The organism is Enterobacillus tribolii, from assembly GCF_003363015.1.
GTDB lineage: Bacteria > Pseudomonadota > Gammaproteobacteria > Enterobacterales > Enterobacteriaceae > Enterobacillus > Enterobacillus tribolii.
The window spans coordinates 83,380-99,700 of record NZ_QRAP01000010.1 but is presented as its reverse complement, the minus strand read 5'-3'; the positions used below and the strand labels follow the sequence as shown (position 1 = coordinate 99,700).

At 50.8% G+C, this 16,321-nt stretch carries 13 protein-coding genes and 1 pseudogene; 3 read left to right on the top strand and 11 right to left on the bottom strand.

The window, feature by feature from the left end:
* Positions 1–6 precede the first annotated feature (6 nt).
* From tssG to C8D90_RS18490, 7 genes are all read right to left on the bottom strand, one after another.
* On the bottom strand, positions 7–987 hold the full coding sequence (gene tssG / locus C8D90_RS18520; protein ID WP_115459947.1) for a type VI secretion system baseplate subunit TssG: 981 nt from the start codon (positions 985–987) through the stop codon (positions 7–9).
* Positions 980–2,827 (bottom strand): type VI secretion system baseplate subunit TssF, encoded by a 1,848-nt coding sequence (gene tssF, locus C8D90_RS18515; protein ID WP_115459946.1) that lies wholly within the window; start codon positions 2,825–2,827, stop codon positions 980–982. Before tssF ends, tssG begins: the two co-directional genes overlap by 8 nt.
* 27 nt (positions 2,828–2,854) lie before the next feature.
* Positions 2,855–3,298 carry a type VI secretion system baseplate subunit TssE gene (tssE, locus tag C8D90_RS18510; RefSeq protein ID WP_115459945.1) on the bottom strand — a complete coding sequence of 148 codons (444 nt, stop codon included), beginning with the start codon at positions 3,296–3,298 and terminating at the stop codon, positions 2,855–2,857.
* Between the two features lie 64 nt (positions 3,299–3,362).
* A complete protein-coding gene (locus tag C8D90_RS18505) occupies positions 3,363–3,887 on the bottom strand; it encodes an Hcp family type VI secretion system effector (RefSeq protein WP_115459944.1) in 525 nt (174 codons plus the stop codon).
* A gap of 204 nt (positions 3,888–4,091) precedes the next feature.
* Positions 4,092–5,543, bottom strand: a complete 1,452-nt coding sequence (tssC, locus tag C8D90_RS18500; protein ID WP_230473057.1) for a type VI secretion system contractile sheath large subunit — start codon at positions 5,541–5,543, stop codon at positions 4,092–4,094.
* A 69-nt stretch (positions 5,544–5,612) separates the two neighbouring features.
* Positions 5,613–6,170: a type VI secretion system contractile sheath small subunit gene (gene tssB, locus C8D90_RS18495; protein WP_115459942.1), complete on the bottom strand. Its 558-nt coding sequence runs from the start codon at positions 6,168–6,170 to the stop codon at positions 5,613–5,615.
* A 30-nt stretch (positions 6,171–6,200) separates the two neighbouring features.
* A complete protein-coding gene (locus C8D90_RS18490) occupies positions 6,201–7,169 on the bottom strand; it encodes a type VI secretion system protein TssA (protein ID WP_115459973.1) in 969 nt (322 codons plus the stop codon).
* A 282-nt stretch (positions 7,170–7,451) separates the two neighbouring features.
* Between C8D90_RS18490 and C8D90_RS18485 the strand changes: the two genes are divergently transcribed.
* Positions 7,452–8,156: a DNA -binding domain-containing protein gene (locus C8D90_RS18485; protein ID WP_115459941.1), complete on the top strand. Its 705-nt coding sequence runs from the start codon at positions 7,452–7,454 to the stop codon at positions 8,154–8,156.
* 793 nt (positions 8,157–8,949) lie between these two features.
* Here C8D90_RS18485 and C8D90_RS22425 read toward each other — a convergent pair.
* From C8D90_RS22425 to surE, 4 genes and pseudogenes are all read right to left on the bottom strand, one after another.
* Positions 8,950–9,037: pseudogene (locus C8D90_RS22425) on the bottom strand (transposase); the annotation flags it as partial.
* 132 nt (positions 9,038–9,169) lie between these two features.
* Positions 9,170–10,567, bottom strand: coding sequence for a glycoside hydrolase family 1 protein (locus tag C8D90_RS18475; RefSeq protein ID WP_115459939.1), 1,398 nt, complete (start codon positions 10,565–10,567; stop codon positions 9,170–9,172).
* A 17-nt stretch (positions 10,568–10,584) separates the two neighbouring features.
* A complete protein-coding gene (gene bglF / locus C8D90_RS18470; RefSeq protein WP_115459938.1) occupies positions 10,585–12,450 on the bottom strand; it encodes a PTS beta-glucoside transporter subunit IIABC in 1,866 nt (621 codons plus the stop codon).
* A gap of 139 nt (positions 12,451–12,589) precedes the next feature.
* A complete protein-coding gene (surE, locus tag C8D90_RS18465) occupies positions 12,590–13,459 on the bottom strand; it encodes a 5'/3'-nucleotidase SurE (protein ID WP_115459937.1) in 870 nt (289 codons plus the stop codon).
* A gap of 547 nt (positions 13,460–14,006) precedes the next feature.
* On the opposite strand from surE, the gene C8D90_RS18460 reads away from it, so the two are divergent.
* On the top strand, positions 14,007–14,795 hold the full coding sequence (locus C8D90_RS18460; protein ID WP_115459936.1) for a histidine phosphatase family protein: 789 nt from the start codon (positions 14,007–14,009) through the stop codon (positions 14,793–14,795).
* Positions 14,796–14,886: 91 nt separating this feature from the next.
* Positions 14,887–16,230 carry an OprD family outer membrane porin gene (locus C8D90_RS18455; RefSeq protein ID WP_115459935.1) on the top strand — a complete coding sequence of 448 codons (1,344 nt, stop codon included), beginning with the start codon at positions 14,887–14,889 and terminating at the stop codon, positions 16,228–16,230.
* The last annotated feature ends 91 nt before the right edge of the window (positions 16,231–16,321 follow it).

The window sequence follows — 16,321 nt, the reverse complement described above, 5'->3', positions numbered from 1 at the left end:
CTTTAATCAGGTCGCCGTTCTGTAGAGAGGACGTATGCTCAATGCCGTACCGGGTTTTAACCAACTGTGGCGTCCGAGCCTCCCACTCTTCAGGCTGCAGGCCATATCTGGTGAGGTTTGAATAATGACGTTAATGTCCAGCACCATCCGGTAGCGGACAAAGTCGTGGCAGAGATGCACCAGGGTTTTCAGTCGATCGCTGCCACGCTGGAATTTGAGATAGCCTTCACCAGATACCGGCCCGATATACACCACCAGGCTGTGCTGCACATCGAAGAACCGCCGGCCGATACGGGTGGCGCCAAGATGCCCCATCCGCTGGCGGTCTTGGTTATGCGCATCGTCAATCCATATTCCTTTGTGTGGGGCCACCTTCACCGGGACGGAAAAGTAATACGTCAGAATTTCCTGCAACTTGTATAACGATCCCCGCCCCGGCAGATACGCACCAGGGAAAGCTTCCCGCACGCGCCGTATATGCTGGTCGACGTTCTGCTGCGTAGTAAGCCCGGCGATCTGGCAAAGATGGCTTCTGAACGGGTTGGTCTTTTCCCGGTCATGCCCCACGGCGACGTGCAGCTGAGCCCAGGCGCGGTAATGCAACACCGCCATTCGCTGACTCAGGATGCTGGCAAAATCCTGAAATGCCCGATTACGCCGTGCCAGAAACTCATTACGGGCGTGTTCTGTCATATGAATAGGGAGCGGGCCATAAGGTGCGAACAGACCAAAATGACGGCAAAAAATCGTCAGTGGCTCCGTTGCCGCGTGTTCCCCGATGGGCTGGCGCACATCTGCAACTTCCCGTGGCGCGAAAGAGAGATCCGCCGGCTGAAAGATGCGGATACGCTGATGACTGCGATCGCCACAGGTTCCGAGACGGGCCTCCTGCGGCGAGGCCCGTTCAATCCGGCGCAACAGTTCAAAGAAATCCTGCCGGGCCGAAATGCCGGTGATGCGCTGAGTAACGGGGGGCATATTAGACATGCCTTATCGCCCCCCATGACGCAAACGGCTCGCCATCCAGCTTCACATCCATCTGCAAGGTTTGTCCCAGTTCGCAATATTCCGCCAACGCGTGATGAATGATCCGGGCAAAGAGAAAAGCGCCTTTATCACTGTGGTGGCTGCTGTGCAGGTCGATCGTTGCCTGCGCCCCCCGGATCCATGCGATCGGCCCAGGCAACGGGTTACGTTCGAATTTGTGCCTGATATTGGCATGGCTCAGGCTGGTGACGCGTTTGTATTGGCTGGTTTCATGCACCTGGCAGAACAGTGACAACCAGTCACGCAGCATCAACGAACAATCAGAGACTTCCGGCAGGGCATAGCGTAAGGGGTTATTGGCCAGCAACTGCAATGCCTTCCATGCCTGCGCAATATCTGGAACGCCCTGTGGCCGGGAAGGATGACGCAGCGTTTCGATTTGCCGGACCGGCAAAGCATTTTCCAGCTGAAAATGCGGCTGCTGGAGCTGGCCGGGGATCAGATGACGATCACAAACCATCGCTTCAATAGAGAGCGCCTTGATACGATCGATATCGACTTTCCTGTTGCCCGGAGAAAATGCGATAAACAGGCTATCAACCGGCAACTGAGAAGATTTATGGCCGTTTTTATCGACGAACTCCCGGCGCCGGCGCAGGCTGTATCCCGCAGGGCTTTCCTCATCTTCATAGGAAGCATGACCATGCAGGGGTGAAAATGGGACGTTTCCGCCGTCGGTCAGCAAGCCGGTCACATTCAGCAGGTGATGAATCTCGTACATCCGCGGATTAAGGTGATCAACAATCACGGGGTACTCGGTATGCTCGCCGTTAATCAGGACGGGACTGCAACGGCGCTTACTCAGGTTAATGACCGGCGTAGCAAATAAGCGAAAATCGCCATCGCTTACCCGCCCGACCAGATGCAGGGGGCGGTGCTCTAAAACGAAAATAATCTCGAATGACTGTCCTCGTCCTGCCTGTTGCAAAAATTCGTTAAGGCCATGTAATTCCACAGAGAAAAATCGGGAGGGGGAGGCAAAATATTCCCTCAGCAACCGGCTGCCCGGCAGTTCGCCAATCGCGCAAGGCAACAACGCCTCACTGCCGGACAGGCCGCCCTGACGTAAATCATCAGGCATCAACGTTTTGACAACCGGGCGTCCATCGTCCGTTTTCGCCCATAAAACGATACGGACGGTATCATTGAGCAAGGTGGTCAGTAGCTGATTGGTGTGTACGATATCGCCGGCGAGGGTGAGATGCAGGGGATCAAAATCCAGTTCTGACAACGATGCGACGCCCTGAGTGCTTAATTTCAGCCCGATGTGCGCCTGCCCTTCCCGAAGATAAACGGCTGCGCTTTGCGGAAGGTGCACTGACGGCGTAGTCGCGCATTCGGCAGACTCAATCACCAGAGGCTGAATTTTCAGGCTGCGGCCTGTCGTAAACGTGGCCTGCTTGGTATGCAGGGAGGGATCCTGCAATATCACTTTGCTGCCCCGCGGCAGTTCTACATTCGAGTACCACTGGGGTGACGTCAAATCCGGCGTCATCGCAATTGTGGCTATAGACGGCAGCGGCGTGTACCAAAACGGCGCCAGACGACCGAGCATCTGCAGGGCAAATTCCGGCTGCTCATTATTCAAACGTTCCTGAATCCGGGCGCTGAGGAAAGCGGTTCCCTCCAGCAGGCGCTCAACAAAAGGGTCCAACACGCCGTCAGCCAACATACCAAGATGCTGGGCTACCTGAGGGTGTGTATGGGCGAATCGCTGCCCATCCTCCCTCAGGTAACGCAATTCCTCATTGTATAAGGCAAGAAAATTTTCACTGAGCATGTCGATATTCTCTTTTTTATCAATTCGTTAAAGAACACGCACAATCCCATAGGAGTAATCAAGCGCAATACGCAAATTCACCATCTGCTCTTCGCCGGGCAAATTACACCGGGCATGAATGTCAAACAGGATGGCCAACACCCAGGTTTGATCCTTGTCGATGAGGGGGACAACCCTGATGGAACGGGGATCCAGACGCGATTCAAACGTGGCGATAATGCGCTGGATCTGCCGCGCCAATGCCATCAGGTCCGTATTGACCGGCACTTGCTGGCTAAGCGACGGCAGGCCGTAATTCAGCACAGAGGTTTCGCAATGCGCATGGCGCTGCAACTTCAGCGCGGCACTGTGTGCGGAGTCATTGAGCAAGAACTCAATGTCGCGCAGTAGCACTTCACGCCAGTGCGGCAGGCTTGTATGCTCGCGACGCAGGCTCAACTTATCGAACAGCACGGGATCCGACGTTTTCATCATTCCATTCCTTTCCGGGAAAACTGCCCCACATCCGTGGAGCAGCTTGCATAACCAGGGACCATCAGATACGGGAGTTCAGCTTCAGGTCGTAACCGGACTTGATTACTGCCCCCATGGAGCCATCGTTCTTCTGCTCTTTGTATTCGATTTCAATACGTGCGAAGTTCAGGCTGATGACATCCGTAGGCAGTACGGTATCGGCTTCCTGTATGTTTACGGCGGTGGCGCTAAGAGGCATGTTGCCAACGGTTTTGAACGCAGAAACGAGACAGTTACCAAACGTCACGGTAAGAAAGTCCTGCTGACCGCTGCCTGATTTACGGCACACCAGCTTGGCCTGGGGAATATGCTCCCCGGTGGCACACATCAAAAAGAGCTTCGGGGATGCCTTGTTACTGACCATATGAAATTCAAAGTCTTTCATTTCGACTTTCCCCGACCCACCGCCGCTGCCGAACCCCCAGCGGCCCGCGTTCTCTTCCGACCATTGCCAGGCCTGAAGCTGAATCCAGCCACCGTAGGTTTGATCGGGGGATTCACCTTCAACTCCTTCAATTTTTAAAAAATAATCGACTAAAGCTGCCATTCTTTACTCCTGAGTTAATGTCATTGATGTATGAAACGCGCATAGCGTTCTGCATTTCGCTGGTGCATTACGCCGAACCATATTCCCCCTCAAAAATAGGGAACGTTCCCCAAAGGGGTGCCGGATTGGCTCGAATCTCTCTTACAGGACCGCAGGGTCGTACCTTTCCAGGCTATGACACCGGCTTCTGACCAGACAAAACGTTTACTTCTCTTTGCCTTCCTTACTTGACGGAAGTTTGGAGACCAGCCGCAATGAAACCGTCATGCCTTCCAGTTGGTAGTGCGGCCGTAAATAAAAATGCGCACGGTAGAAACCAGGATCGTCTTCAACATCCTCTACCCGGACTTCCGCAGCCGCTAACGGCCGCTTCGCCTTGGTTGCTTCCGTTGAGATCGTCGGATCGCCATCCACATAGTTCATCAGCCAGTCATTAAGCCAAATCTGCATATCGTCCCGGGAGCGGAACGAACCAATCTTGTCGCGGACAATACATTTGAGGTAATGCGCGAAGCGGCAGGTCGCGAAGATATACGGCAGGCGCGCAGACAGCTTGGCGTTGGCGGTCGCATCCGGATCTTCATAATTTGCGGGCGCGTGGAGGGTGCACGATCCGATAAACGCCGCAAAATCAGAGTGCTTGCGGTATACCAGCGGCAAAAAGCCGGCGTTGGACAATTCATTTTCACGGCGATCGGAAATCGCCAGTTCCGTTGGGCATGTCAATTCATACCCCCCTTCATCAGAAGGGAAAGCATAGGCGGGTAATTCTTCAACCGAACCACCGGACTCGATACCACGAATACGCGAACACCAACCATATTCGTTAAAAGCCCGGTTGATATTCACCCCCATGGCATAGGCCGCATTTGCCCAGGAGAAATCCTCAATTGAATAAGGATTCACAACTTCTTCAAAGGCAAAATCATCAATAGGATTCGTTTTTGAACCATAGGGAAGCCGCGACAAAAAGCGGGGCAGCGTGAGTACAAGATACCGGGAGTCATTGCTCTCACGCAGGCGCCGCCATGGGGCATACTCCGGGGTAGTGAAAATCTTACCGATATCACGCGGGTTACCCAGCTCTTTCCAGTCATTCATTTGCATGATGGCTGGCGACGCAGAGGCAATAAATGGGCAATGGGCCGCTGCCGACACTTTGGCTAACTCCGTAAGCAGCGCCACGCTTTGCGGGCCGTGGTCAAATTCAAAGTCACCAATCATGCAACCAAAAGGCTCACCGCCGAACTGACCGTATTCCTGCTCGTAAATCTGTTTAAAGACAGGACTTTGATCCCACGCAGAACCTCTGTAGCGGCGCAGTGTTGAAGCCAGTTCATTTTGTTGAATGTTCAGTACCCGAATTTTCAGGGTTTCGTTTACCTCTGTATTATCAACGAGATAACTTAACCCTCGCCAGGCTGACTCCAGTTTCTGAAATTCTTTATGATGCAGAACATGATTCATCTGCTCAGAAAGCTTTTCATCAATTTCTGCCACCAGGGATTCAATCGTCATGACGACATCCCGGCTGACCTTGACCTTCCCTTTGTTCGCATAGGACGCCAGCGTGCCAATCGCACGACGTACGGCGGTGGATGCTTCATCGGTTCTCGGACGGAATGAGCGCTTAAGTAAGTCGTCAAGTTCGTTCAGATCATTGTCAGCAAAAACGACATCGACATCCGTCTGCGTGCCAGTTTGAGTATGTTGTATGTTTTCCACTTACTCTTCCCCCTCAAAAGATGGCTGGTCGTCCTGGGCCTGACCTAATTGCGTCACCGTCGCCTGCGCATCAGTCGCTAACCGCTGTAAAAAGTCAGGTTGCTCAAGCAGGTTTTTAACAACCTCTTCTGCACTCGACTTCCCGTCCATATAGGTGATCAATTCAGCTAAATGGGCCCGGGCCTCCAACAATTTTTCCATCTGCGGAATACGCCGGGCGATAGCGCCGGGTGAGAAGTCCTCCATCGATTCGAACTCCAGCTCGACATCCAGCAGCTCATTCTCCTCACTCAGCGTGTTGTCGACGTAAAACTTCAACCGAGGCTTGATTGCACGCATACGGGCATCGAAATTGTCCTGGTCAAAGGTCAGAAACTTTCGCTCCTCAACGGGGGGCAGAGGTTTCGCCCGGTGTCCGGAGAGGTCGGCCATGACTCCGGTGACGAAAGGCAACTCAACCTTCTTTTGCGAACCATATATTTCAACGTCATATTCAATTTGCACGCGTGGTGCATTGTTTCTTCCAATAAATTTTTGAGAGCTAGCGTCTTTAGCCATCCCAATTTCCTCATTCAGACACAATGATTATCATTTCCCGGTATACTGCTGTAATGTGCTCATAGACTCAGGCAGCAAATCCTCGACAATAGACACAAAATCCATTCCGATCATTTGCTTAGAGCGGCGGATAAATATTGGTGCGGGATGGCTTGGCTCATGACGCTGAAAATAGTCTAAGATACGATCAAGCATTAATATGATTTCCTGACGTGAACGGACATTTATCTCCCGGCTGTCGAGCAACGAATCTTCAGACAAATCCGAACTCTTTACTTCCGCGTCAATGATGTGTTCATCGTCGATATCCGCAACAACGGATAATTGATTAATCTGAGACAAGACCTTTGTTAAAAAAGAGCGTAACGGACGGCAATCTAACTGATAGCCCTCAGTATATTGATTCGCATAGTTTTCAACATTTTCAATTGCCTGATTTATGGCAGAAATCTGCTCTTTAATATCTGGCAACCCGTTTTTCTGATAATACGTATTTATCACCAACAGGGTTGCCGAAGACGAGGAGAAAGTACGTTCGGAAGATATTGCCGCATCGACATTAATTAAATCACTTAATCTGACCCCATGTTCTTTAGTGAGCTTGGCAGACTTCAATTCAGCAATAAACTGTGGAGTAGACAACCATCCCAGTGCAGCTGCATGTCCGCCATTGATATTACCCTCCTCTGATTTAGGGTAGATGGCATCACTCCTATTTAATACCAATTGACTAAGTTCAACGATCCCATGATAAAGAGAAGAGATTCCATCCTGATGCAGGTTGGCCCGGATAGCCCAGAGCGCAACACGCAGGTCATAGCACTGCTCAAGTAATTTCCCTGCTTGTTCAGAGAGTTGATTCCAATTGATCTGCGCAGTGTTATCAGGCCCAGAAAGCGGATCAGAAGATTCATCCATCTGTGTCAGCGTGGATTCTATCTCTCCGTATAGAGGATCAAACTCTACGCCATAAAGTTCTTGAGAAAAAATGTCGGCCATATTCTCCACCATCTTTTATGATAAGAATGAAATCACTTCCACTTTCAATAAGAATTTTGATAAAAGTAAATAACCGTCAACTATTCGGATTAATACCCAATTTTCATGATTTATTAAACAAAATAAAATCGATAACGTCTTCGGCTTATGAATAAATATCGAAATGACTCATAGCGTGGTAGGGGCAATTTTGTTTAAATGCTTTTTCACCCTTCTGTTGTGAGTTCTTAAGAATCATAAACATCTATAAATGTCATATTCCATTAATATAGGATTTGCATCATGAACAGTGAAACATACACTGACTTTGCATGGGAATGCTTAAGAAGAAATAAACTTTACATTAAGGATTGGTATTCTTTTAAAAATCAAGAAACATCCCAAGAATACCAGAATGATATTGATCTAATTGCTAAGAAAAAATGGGGACTACTGAAATTTGTTGATCCAAATCATGCCACGCCCAAAGGAGTATTCTGGTCTCCTGAACTGAGCCGGAGATCAACCCGGATAATACTTAGTAATAACGGATATTTGACATGGGGTAATATTGAGAACACACCCAACCTGGAAAAGAAAAAACTATTTCTTTTGGATGGATCTTTATGCGTCAAGGTATTTAATAAGAGCAATTACTTTCAATTCTTTATTGATGATGCCAGTGCCCTTAATGATAGATCAAACATATTTTTATATGTTCCTCTTTGTTTAAATAACAATATAAGTAATAAAAACATTGATATTATAAAAAATATTATTAACAACAAAATAGAAGGGGATGATAAAGAGGAACAATACCTCACTTTGTTAAAGACCGTAGATGATCTTAACAAAGGCTTTTCGCACCGGGCTATCGCCTCTGAAATATTTGGTGAACAGCTTGTTGAAAGAGAATGGTCATCAGACAGTTGGTTGAGATCTAACATCCGGTATCGTATTAAGAAAGCGACAAATCTGATCAACACAGGATACCTAAACTATATCTGATATTTAAAAAAATCAATAAAATACATATAATTACAAAAAAATCATCAACATGAATAGTGTCACCACCATCCAATAAGCCTCCCTGATAGATGTATCGCTTGCTTACCGTGAAGCAGGCCAGGGAGGCTCTATTTTGCCCAACATCATTTCTTACTCTGCTCACCATTCTCATCGGCCAGACAGCCAGCAGCTAACCTAAATGGAGGCGGAGGTAAATCAAATAATTCAATCGTCGTTAAAATGTTATCAATTTTGATACCGGGATCGTTCCCTTTTGGATCTTTCGGGATAAAAAAAAATTTTTGCGGGCTGCATTACGCTGATGGCTGGTCAATATTTTAGCTATTACACATGAGATTTTGGTCAAAAGCACATATTGATGCACTTTCACTTTCCCTCAGGTAACCGGCCATACTGTACTAAAGATTGAATAATGTCTTCCTAAGAAGGAGATGGGGTTTTACTTATCTGGCAAGATATTTATCATGAATCATGATAGGTATCACAAAAAAAGGCAACGATTACACCGTGATGATATGACCTCTGGTGAACCAAAAAACGCATAAACATAAGCAAAGCTAATGAATAAAGCACTCATACTCCCCCCTGAATGCCTGCATAAAAAGCGTAAATGCCACTCAGCTAACTGCCTGCGTCACGTTATGAATGCCGAGTCTTGCTCGTTCAGATAAGTCTCATTTTGCAACACCCCGCGTTATCTCGCGCCATAACCGAAGAGTTGAGAGCCCGCAATAAGCACGGCGGATTCGGTAAGGGGGGGAGTCACAGGTATTCCGGCAGGCATCCTTAACCGTTCGTCCGGCTTCAACCCACTTCATCACGGCGATGATCTGATGCTCAGTAAAACGGGCTTTACGTATGGCGATCTCCGTTGTTGGCAGAATGAATCTGCCGGAAGATCTCTGACTGTGAACGGCGCGGTGATGCGGGATACTTACCGTCGCGGCAGGCAAAAACGCGGCCCCCGTCGGAGCCGCGTCGTCACGTTAAGATCAGGGTTTCAGCGAAGCGCCGTGACTGGCGATGACGCCCTGATACCAATAGAAGCTCTCTTTACGGCGACGTTCCAGGGTGCCGGAGCCGTCCTGTTGCAAATCGACGTAGATAAAGCCGTAACGTTTGTTCACTTCAGCTTTCGAGGCGCTGATCAAATCAATCGGCCCCCATGCGGTATACCCCATCAGCTCCACGCCATCGTCGATCGCTTCCCGCGCCTGAACCAGATGATCGTTGATATAGCTGATGCGGTAATCATCGTGAATGTGGCCGTCGGCATCAGGCTTATCCTGTGCGCCGAGGCCGTTTTCGACGATAAACAAAGGCTTCTGGTAGCGATCCCACAACACGTTGAGCAGCGTGCGCAGGCCAAGCGGATCAATTTGCCACCCCCACTCAGAGCTCTCAAGATGCGGGTTCGGCACCATATCAAGAATATTACCGCGCAGTTTTTCCACCAGTTCAGGATCGGCGGTAACGCAGCCGGTCATGTAGTAACTAAAGGAGATAAAGTCGACGGTATGGCTCAGCGCCTCATCATCCGCGGGTTCTGTCTGCAACACGATGCCGTTGTCGCGGAAATAACGCCGCATATAGCCCGGATATTCCCCGCGGCACTGAACATCGCCGAAAAAGAGCCAGGTACGGTTCTCCTGCAGGGTAGCAAAGACATCTGCAGGTTTGCAGGAGAGCGGATACATCAGGCCACCGAGCAACATGTTGCCAATCTTCGCGTCGGGAATAATCTCGTGGCAAGCTTTCACGGCCATACCACTGGCAACCAGCTGATGATGGATAGCCTGGTAAATATCTTCCGTCGTGCAGTCTTCCTGCAGGCCAACCCCCGTCAACGGCGCATGCAGCGACATATTGATTTCATTGAAGGTCAGCCACAGTTTCACCTTATCGCGATAACGGGTGAAGACAGTACGGGCATAGCGTTCAAAAAAAGTGATAAGTTTCCGGTTTCCCCAGCCACCGTAATTTTCCACCAATCCCCACGGCATTTCGTAGTGTGATAACGTCACCATGGGCTGAATATTATGGCGGGCTAATTCATCAAACAGCGCATCGTACCATGCAAGACCCGCTTCATTGGGCTCCAGCTCATCCCCTTGCGGGAAAATACGGGTCCAGGCAATAGAGACCCGCAGGCAGGTAAACCCCATCTCGGAAAAAAGGGCGATATCCTCCGGATAGCGGTGGTAAAAATCAATAGCGACATCTTTGATACTGCGATCGCCGGGCGTCCTCTCCACCACGCCGCCGAAAATACCGTTCGGCTGCATGTCAGAGGTCGATATCCCCTTCCCTCCCTCCAGCCATGCGCCTTCAACCTGGTTAGCCGCCAGCGCGCCTCCCCATAAAAAACCGTCAGGAAACGTTTTGCTCATTTCTCTCTCCTTAAACTTCAGCGATTAATATGCAGGAAGGGTCCACCCGCCTGAACGTATGGAGTGGTATGCTTCTGCTCTATTCCTGCGAAATCTTCGCTGTTACTGATGATAATCGGCGTGCTCAGGTCATAGCCCTCAAGAAGAATCGCGTCGCGATCGAAAGCAATCAGCAGATCGCCGGGCCGGATCTTGTCCCCCTCTTTGACGTAGGCAGTAAAATGCTCGCCATTGAGTTTCACCGTATCGATACCGACATGAATCAATACCTCAATGCCGCTGTCGCTCAGCAAACCGATGGCATGACGGGTGGTAAACAGCGAAGCGACTTCTCCATGAAATGGCGCGACCACACGCCCTTCAGAAGGGATAATCGCCGCCCCGCCCCCCATCACGCCGCTGGCGAAAGTCGGATCCGGCACATCCTCAAGGGGGATGGTGACACCGCTCAGCGGTGCCAGAATGTCTTCCTCACCAGCCACGGGAACTACCGCCGCTTTCGTTTCAGGAACGGCCTCAGCCGCCGGCAACCCGGCAATGAGAGTCAGCAGGCAGGCAAGGATAAACGATATGGCTACGCCGATAATCGCGCCCCATACCGAAGCATCAAGGCCGGAAGGAGGAATGATCTGCGCGAGGGTGAAAATACTCGCCAGGCCGAAGGAATAGGCCTGACTCAGGCTGAAACCGACAATCGCCCCACCGAGAGCACCGCCGATACAACCGAAGATAAACGGCCGGCGGTACGGCAGGGTAACGCCATAAACCGCCGGTTCGGTAACACCGAAGATCCCGGCAATGGAGCCTGAACCGGCCAGTGCTTTGAGGCGCACATCACGGGTTTTCAGGAACACCCCCAGCGCAGCCCCCACCTGACCAAACACGGCCGGCAGCAGGATCACCAGCATCGGGTCATGGCCGAGTACCGCCATGTTGTTCATCATCAGTGGGATCAATCCCCAATGCACGCCGAAAATCACGCAAACCTGCCATAGCGCGCCGAGAATGCCGCCCGCCAACCAGGGCGCGAATTTGTAAACTATTTGAAATCCGGCGGCTAACAACTCGCCTAACCCGGTGGCCAGAGGCCCAATGACAAGGAAAGTCAGCGGCACAGTAACCGCAATACACACCAGCGGGGTAAAGAAGTTCTTCACCGCCGATGGCATCACCTTATTGCACTGGCGTTCAAGCCAGCAACAGAACCAGGCAGCACAAATTACCGGGATCACCGACGAGGTATAATTGATAAACACCACCGGAATCCCGAAGAAGGTTTCGGTCGCACCGTTGGTGCTGGCCTGGAAAGCCTCAAGCATCATCGGGTGTACCAATGCACCGCCAATGACCATGGTTAAGAAAGGACTACCGCCAAACTTTTTACCGGCGGTATAACCAAGCACGATCGGCAGGAAGTAGAACAGCGCGTCGCTGGCGGCAAACAAAATGCGCCAGGTACCGCTGCTCTCCTCCAGCCAGCCGCCTACCGCGCTGAGGGCAAGAAAGCCCTTTAAGATCCCGCAGGCCGCCAACACCCCGAGAAACGGCGTAAAAATGCCGGAAACCACATCGATGAATGCCGCCATCACCCCGTTTTTATCTTCACTTTTTGTTTTCTGAGCCGGAGCGTCATCGCTGAGGCCCGCGGCCTGGCACACGGCCAGCCAAACATCGTGAACATGGTTGCCGACCACCACCTGAAACTGACCGCCGCTTTCAACCACCATGATAATCTCAGGATTTTCTTTCAGGCCTTCCGCATCCGCCTTACTGCTGTCATTCAGTTTGAAGCGCAATCGGGTTGCACAGTGCACCAAGCTGTTGATGTTTTCCCGACCGCCGACGTGACGGAGAATGTCACCGGCCAATTCATCGTATTTCATATTCATTCCTGTTATCTGTACTGAGGCACAAAAAAACCTGAGCGCCGGGCCTGACTGGCAGGACGGCACGTCAGGTTTTGCCTGCAAATGCAGTGACAATCCTTATTCCATACGGCTCACGCTGGGTAAGCCGGTACTCTTACTGACCCAACAGCGCTTCATACTGTGCCCGAAACTGCGGGGCGTCCCACGTACCATCAAAAAGGGTATAGGTGATATAACCCTTGTTGAGCCAGCCGGAATCCGTATCGTTCTCAGCCGGTACCAACGCTGCCGGATTCATGGTCTGCTTCGCCTTACCATCCGCCGTCAGTTCATAACCAATCTGTGGAATGGGGAACGCTTCGTTGCTGATGTAGTGCACACCTTTGATGTCGGTCTTCGCCAGCGCCGGATAATTGATGCTCAGCCCGGACCCTTTGGGCAGCACGGGCGTCCCCGGCGTATGCTTCGCGTTAAGCGTGTCAACCATGCTGACAACATAGTCAACGGAGTCCGGCCAGTATTTATGCGTGCTCGGCCACTTATTCTTCATTTCCTCTTCGGTGAAGATGTAGCCGATGCTGGCGGCGATCGCCGGAAAACCGTAACGCACGGCACGGACGGCAGCACTGACGGTGCCGGAATTCACCTGCGCCATACCGGTGTTAGGGCCATCGTTGACGCCTGAAATAATCAGATCCGGCGGCGTATCCTTCAGCACGCCCCACAGGCCGAAATCCACAGCGTCAGCCGGCGTACCGGGGAAGCAATAACGCTTCTCGCCAACCTTCTTAACATCGAAAAGCTTTCCGGTTTTAAAGGTGATAGCAGAGCCTATGCCGCTCTGATTGGTGGCCGGGGCGACCATCCAGACGTCATAGCCTTTAGCCGCCAGCTTATCCTGCAGCGAGGTGCTGCCCGGAGATTCACAGCCATCGTCATTGACGATCAGAATCTTCAGCGGTGCCGCCTGTGCCGTGAAGGCAAAGGCAGAAAGCAGGGCGATGGCGAAGGTTTTGGTTTTCATGAGTGCTCCTTGAGTCTGATGGCCAGGGCCTGAATGAGGGGCAAAAAAAAACCTAAGACACCTGCACGCAATGTTGCTGCGACAAGTATCTTAGGTTTTGCCTGTTTTCAGTAACAACCCCAGGATGGGAACGAAAATACGCCCGGTATTTATTTCTGTCCAGAGGGACTGACTATTTTCTGTGACAGCGCTCAACAAATAAAATAAGACGTCCCGCAACGGAGAATAAAATCGTTTTTAGTTCTGACACTGTCATTCGTATGCATTGCCGCCTCCCTATTCGGCTTATCTTGCATTGGCGAGCTTCCGGCGTTTTTATCTGCCCCTTGATGATATGAAGACGATCACAGTTATTCATGTGGTATCAAAAAAGTGGATGTTATTTCCCATTGTTGGTGATATTGTTGCGGCGATTGGATTGTTACTGTGAATACAGGCAAAACCTACGTCAGATATCGCGAGTAGCCAGCGTTACTCCCGAAACAGGACGTGGGTTTTTTTGTTTTTGGGGATCTGGAAAAACAGCATATAGAAGGAAGGACATAAAATGAAAAAATGGCTGGTAGCTTTAATGGTTGTTGCAAGCTCGGCAACCTGTTCAGCAGCAAATGACGTAAAAATATCTTCTGATGATACGGTGACTATTTATTTCGCCCGCCACGGAAAAACTCTGTTTAATACTTTTGATCGCGTTCAGGGGTGGGCCGATTCGCCGCTGACAGAAGACGGTGTACGGGTGGCCCGTTATTTAGGCGAAGGATTAAAAGGAATTAAATTTGACCGTTTCTACGCCAGTGACGCCGGGCGACAACGCGAAACCATGGCTGTCATCCTGAAGCAGGCGGGCGTCACGGATTATCAGCTCACCGAACTGACCGGGTTGCGCGAAGCCTTCTTCGGCGGCTTTGAAGGCGGCTTTAATAAAGAGATGGCTGACGCCGGAGCGCGCCAACTGGGGCTGTCCGATGGCGCGGCGCTGTTCAGCGCCATGAAGGCAGGGACGCTGGCGGTGCGCGATAACCAAAACGCGCTGGCCAAAGCCGACCCCAAAGGGTTGGCGGAAAATTATGACCAGGTGAAGGAGCGTACTCAGGCGGCACTGGACACCATCATCAAGAAAGCCAAAACCGAAGGCGACAAAAATATTCTGGCGATTTCATCAGGAACATCGATGCAAATTATGATCTCTGACCTGACCGACGATCCGGCAAAAAATAAGCCGCTGTCCAATGCTGCCGTGGTAAAAATTGTTTATAAAGACGGCCGCTATACGGTACCTGAAATCGGCACGCTCAAATATGTCGAAGCCGGTAAAAAAGCGTTAAACAACCAATAATACAATAATTAGCTAATTTATCTTTCTTGGCCGCAGATAATATTACCGTGCGCAGGTAAGGGCGCGCTGCGGCCCGTTCTGGGGGTATCTGATGAATCTGAATCGTACTGCTATAGCATTTATTGCACTCGGCATTTCAGCAACCGGCTGGGCCGCCGATAATAATGACAGCATTAAACAAACCACGCTAATGGATAACGTTCTTGCCGATCCCTTCTTCCGTGATTCACAGATGGGATTGTCACTGAAGAATTACTGGAAATATCTTAAAGAGGAAAATGCCAACCCCAAGCACGTGCATAATGCCTGGGGGCAGGGTGTCTCCGTTGATTATCAGTCCGGCTACTTTTCTGATATTATCGGCGTTGATGCCGTCTATTACGGTGCCGTCAAACTGGGCGCCAGCGATTATTTTAACTCTCGCGGCGTACTTTATAACAACGGGAGCGGAAATAAGAAAAGCAACGCGGAAGGGTATTCCAAGTTTGGCCAGCGCAACATCAAGCTGAAGTATGACGTGGCGGACGTACAGCTCAACGCCCGCTGGGGCTGGCAGGTATTGAAAAATTTTGGCGTCATCTCTACCTCAACGCGCCTGTCGCCAACCACCTACTCCGGCTGGAGCGGATCCGTCAGCTATGATGACCTGACCCTGCGCGGGGCGTACGTCGAAAACTCGATGGACCGTAACTCGCCGGACAAAAAACACTTCCAGACCAACACCGGACGTGAAATCAACCACCTCGCCAGTGGTGACCTGCAGTGGAAAAGCCGCCTGCTGGATGTGCAATACGGCTATGGCGAAAGCGATAACTACCTGCGCCGCCACCTGTTATTCACCAATCTCAAACCCATGGATCGGCTGAATATCGGTACACAGATATACGCGACCCATGCCCTTGACGAATATACTTCCATGCCTGCCAGCAAACGAGACTTCGACAACAATGCCTGGCATTTCGCTCTCGACGCGACATGGAAAGCGGATCGCTGGAGCAGCAAGTGGGGCATAGGCTATACCGATGCTCAGAAAGCCAATGAAGTCGGCTTTTACCCGCGGCATATGAGTAAAAACTCGCGCGGTACTTTTATCTCCATGGCCTATGCGGGTGATGACTACATGCGCGACGGGGAACTCATGCTTGCAACGATGTCGGACTATAAGCTGACGCCGGATCTGGCAGTAGGGTTAGCCGGCAACATTGCCAATTTCAATTACAAAGGCAATCACGTACGCACCGGTGAAATTAACGCCTTTACCCGCTGGGTTCCTTCCGACCCGACGTTTAAAAACCTGACGGTATGGGCGATGTTCGGTCCGGGCTGGTCGTATAAGAGCAGCGGAAAAACGCCGGTTCTGACGGATGGACGCTATACGCGGACCCATACGCTCTCGTCGGAAGTGATTATCGAATACCGTTTCCGTATGTTCTGATATTCGTAACCGGTGTTCGCGATCCGAATCACGTTTCTCCCGCAGGGAGTTCAACCCTAAGAGAGAAAGTGATAAATTGCAGAAATGGATT

Coding starts and splice junctions, on each gene's coding strand:
- C8D90_RS18460 (WP_115459936.1), top strand. CDS start 14,007: ATGAAAAAATGGCTGGTAGCTTTAATGGTTGTTGCAAGCTCGGCAACC.
- tssF (WP_115459946.1), bottom strand. CDS start 2,827: ATGCTCAGTGAAAATTTTCTTGCCTTATACAATGAGGAATTGCGTTAC.
- C8D90_RS18455 (WP_115459935.1), top strand. CDS start 14,887: ATGAATCTGAATCGTACTGCTATAGCATTTATTGCACTCGGCATTTCA.
- tssB (WP_115459942.1), bottom strand. CDS start 6,170: ATGGCTAAAGACGCTAGCTCTCAAAAATTTATTGGAAGAAACAATGCA.
- C8D90_RS18485 (WP_115459941.1), top strand. CDS start 7,452: ATGAACAGTGAAACATACACTGACTTTGCATGGGAATGCTTAAGAAGA.
- C8D90_RS18490 (WP_115459973.1), bottom strand. CDS start 7,169: ATGGCCGACATTTTTTCTCAAGAACTTTATGGCGTAGAGTTTGATCCT.
- surE (WP_115459937.1), bottom strand. CDS start 13,459: ATGAAAACCAAAACCTTCGCCATCGCCCTGCTTTCTGCCTTTGCCTTC.
- tssE (WP_115459945.1), bottom strand. CDS start 3,298: ATGAAAACGTCGGATCCCGTGCTGTTCGATAAGTTGAGCCTGCGTCGC.
- bglF (WP_115459938.1), bottom strand. CDS start 12,450: ATGAAATACGATGAATTGGCCGGTGACATTCTCCGTCACGTCGGCGGT.
- C8D90_RS18475 (WP_115459939.1), bottom strand. CDS start 10,567: ATGAGCAAAACGTTTCCTGACGGTTTTTTATGGGGAGGCGCGCTGGCG.
- tssG (WP_115459947.1), bottom strand. CDS start 987: ATGTCTAATATGCCCCCCGTTACTCAGCGCATCACCGGCATTTCGGCC.
- C8D90_RS18505 (WP_115459944.1), bottom strand. CDS start 3,887: ATGGCAGCTTTAGTCGATTATTTTTTAAAAATTGAAGGAGTTGAAGGT.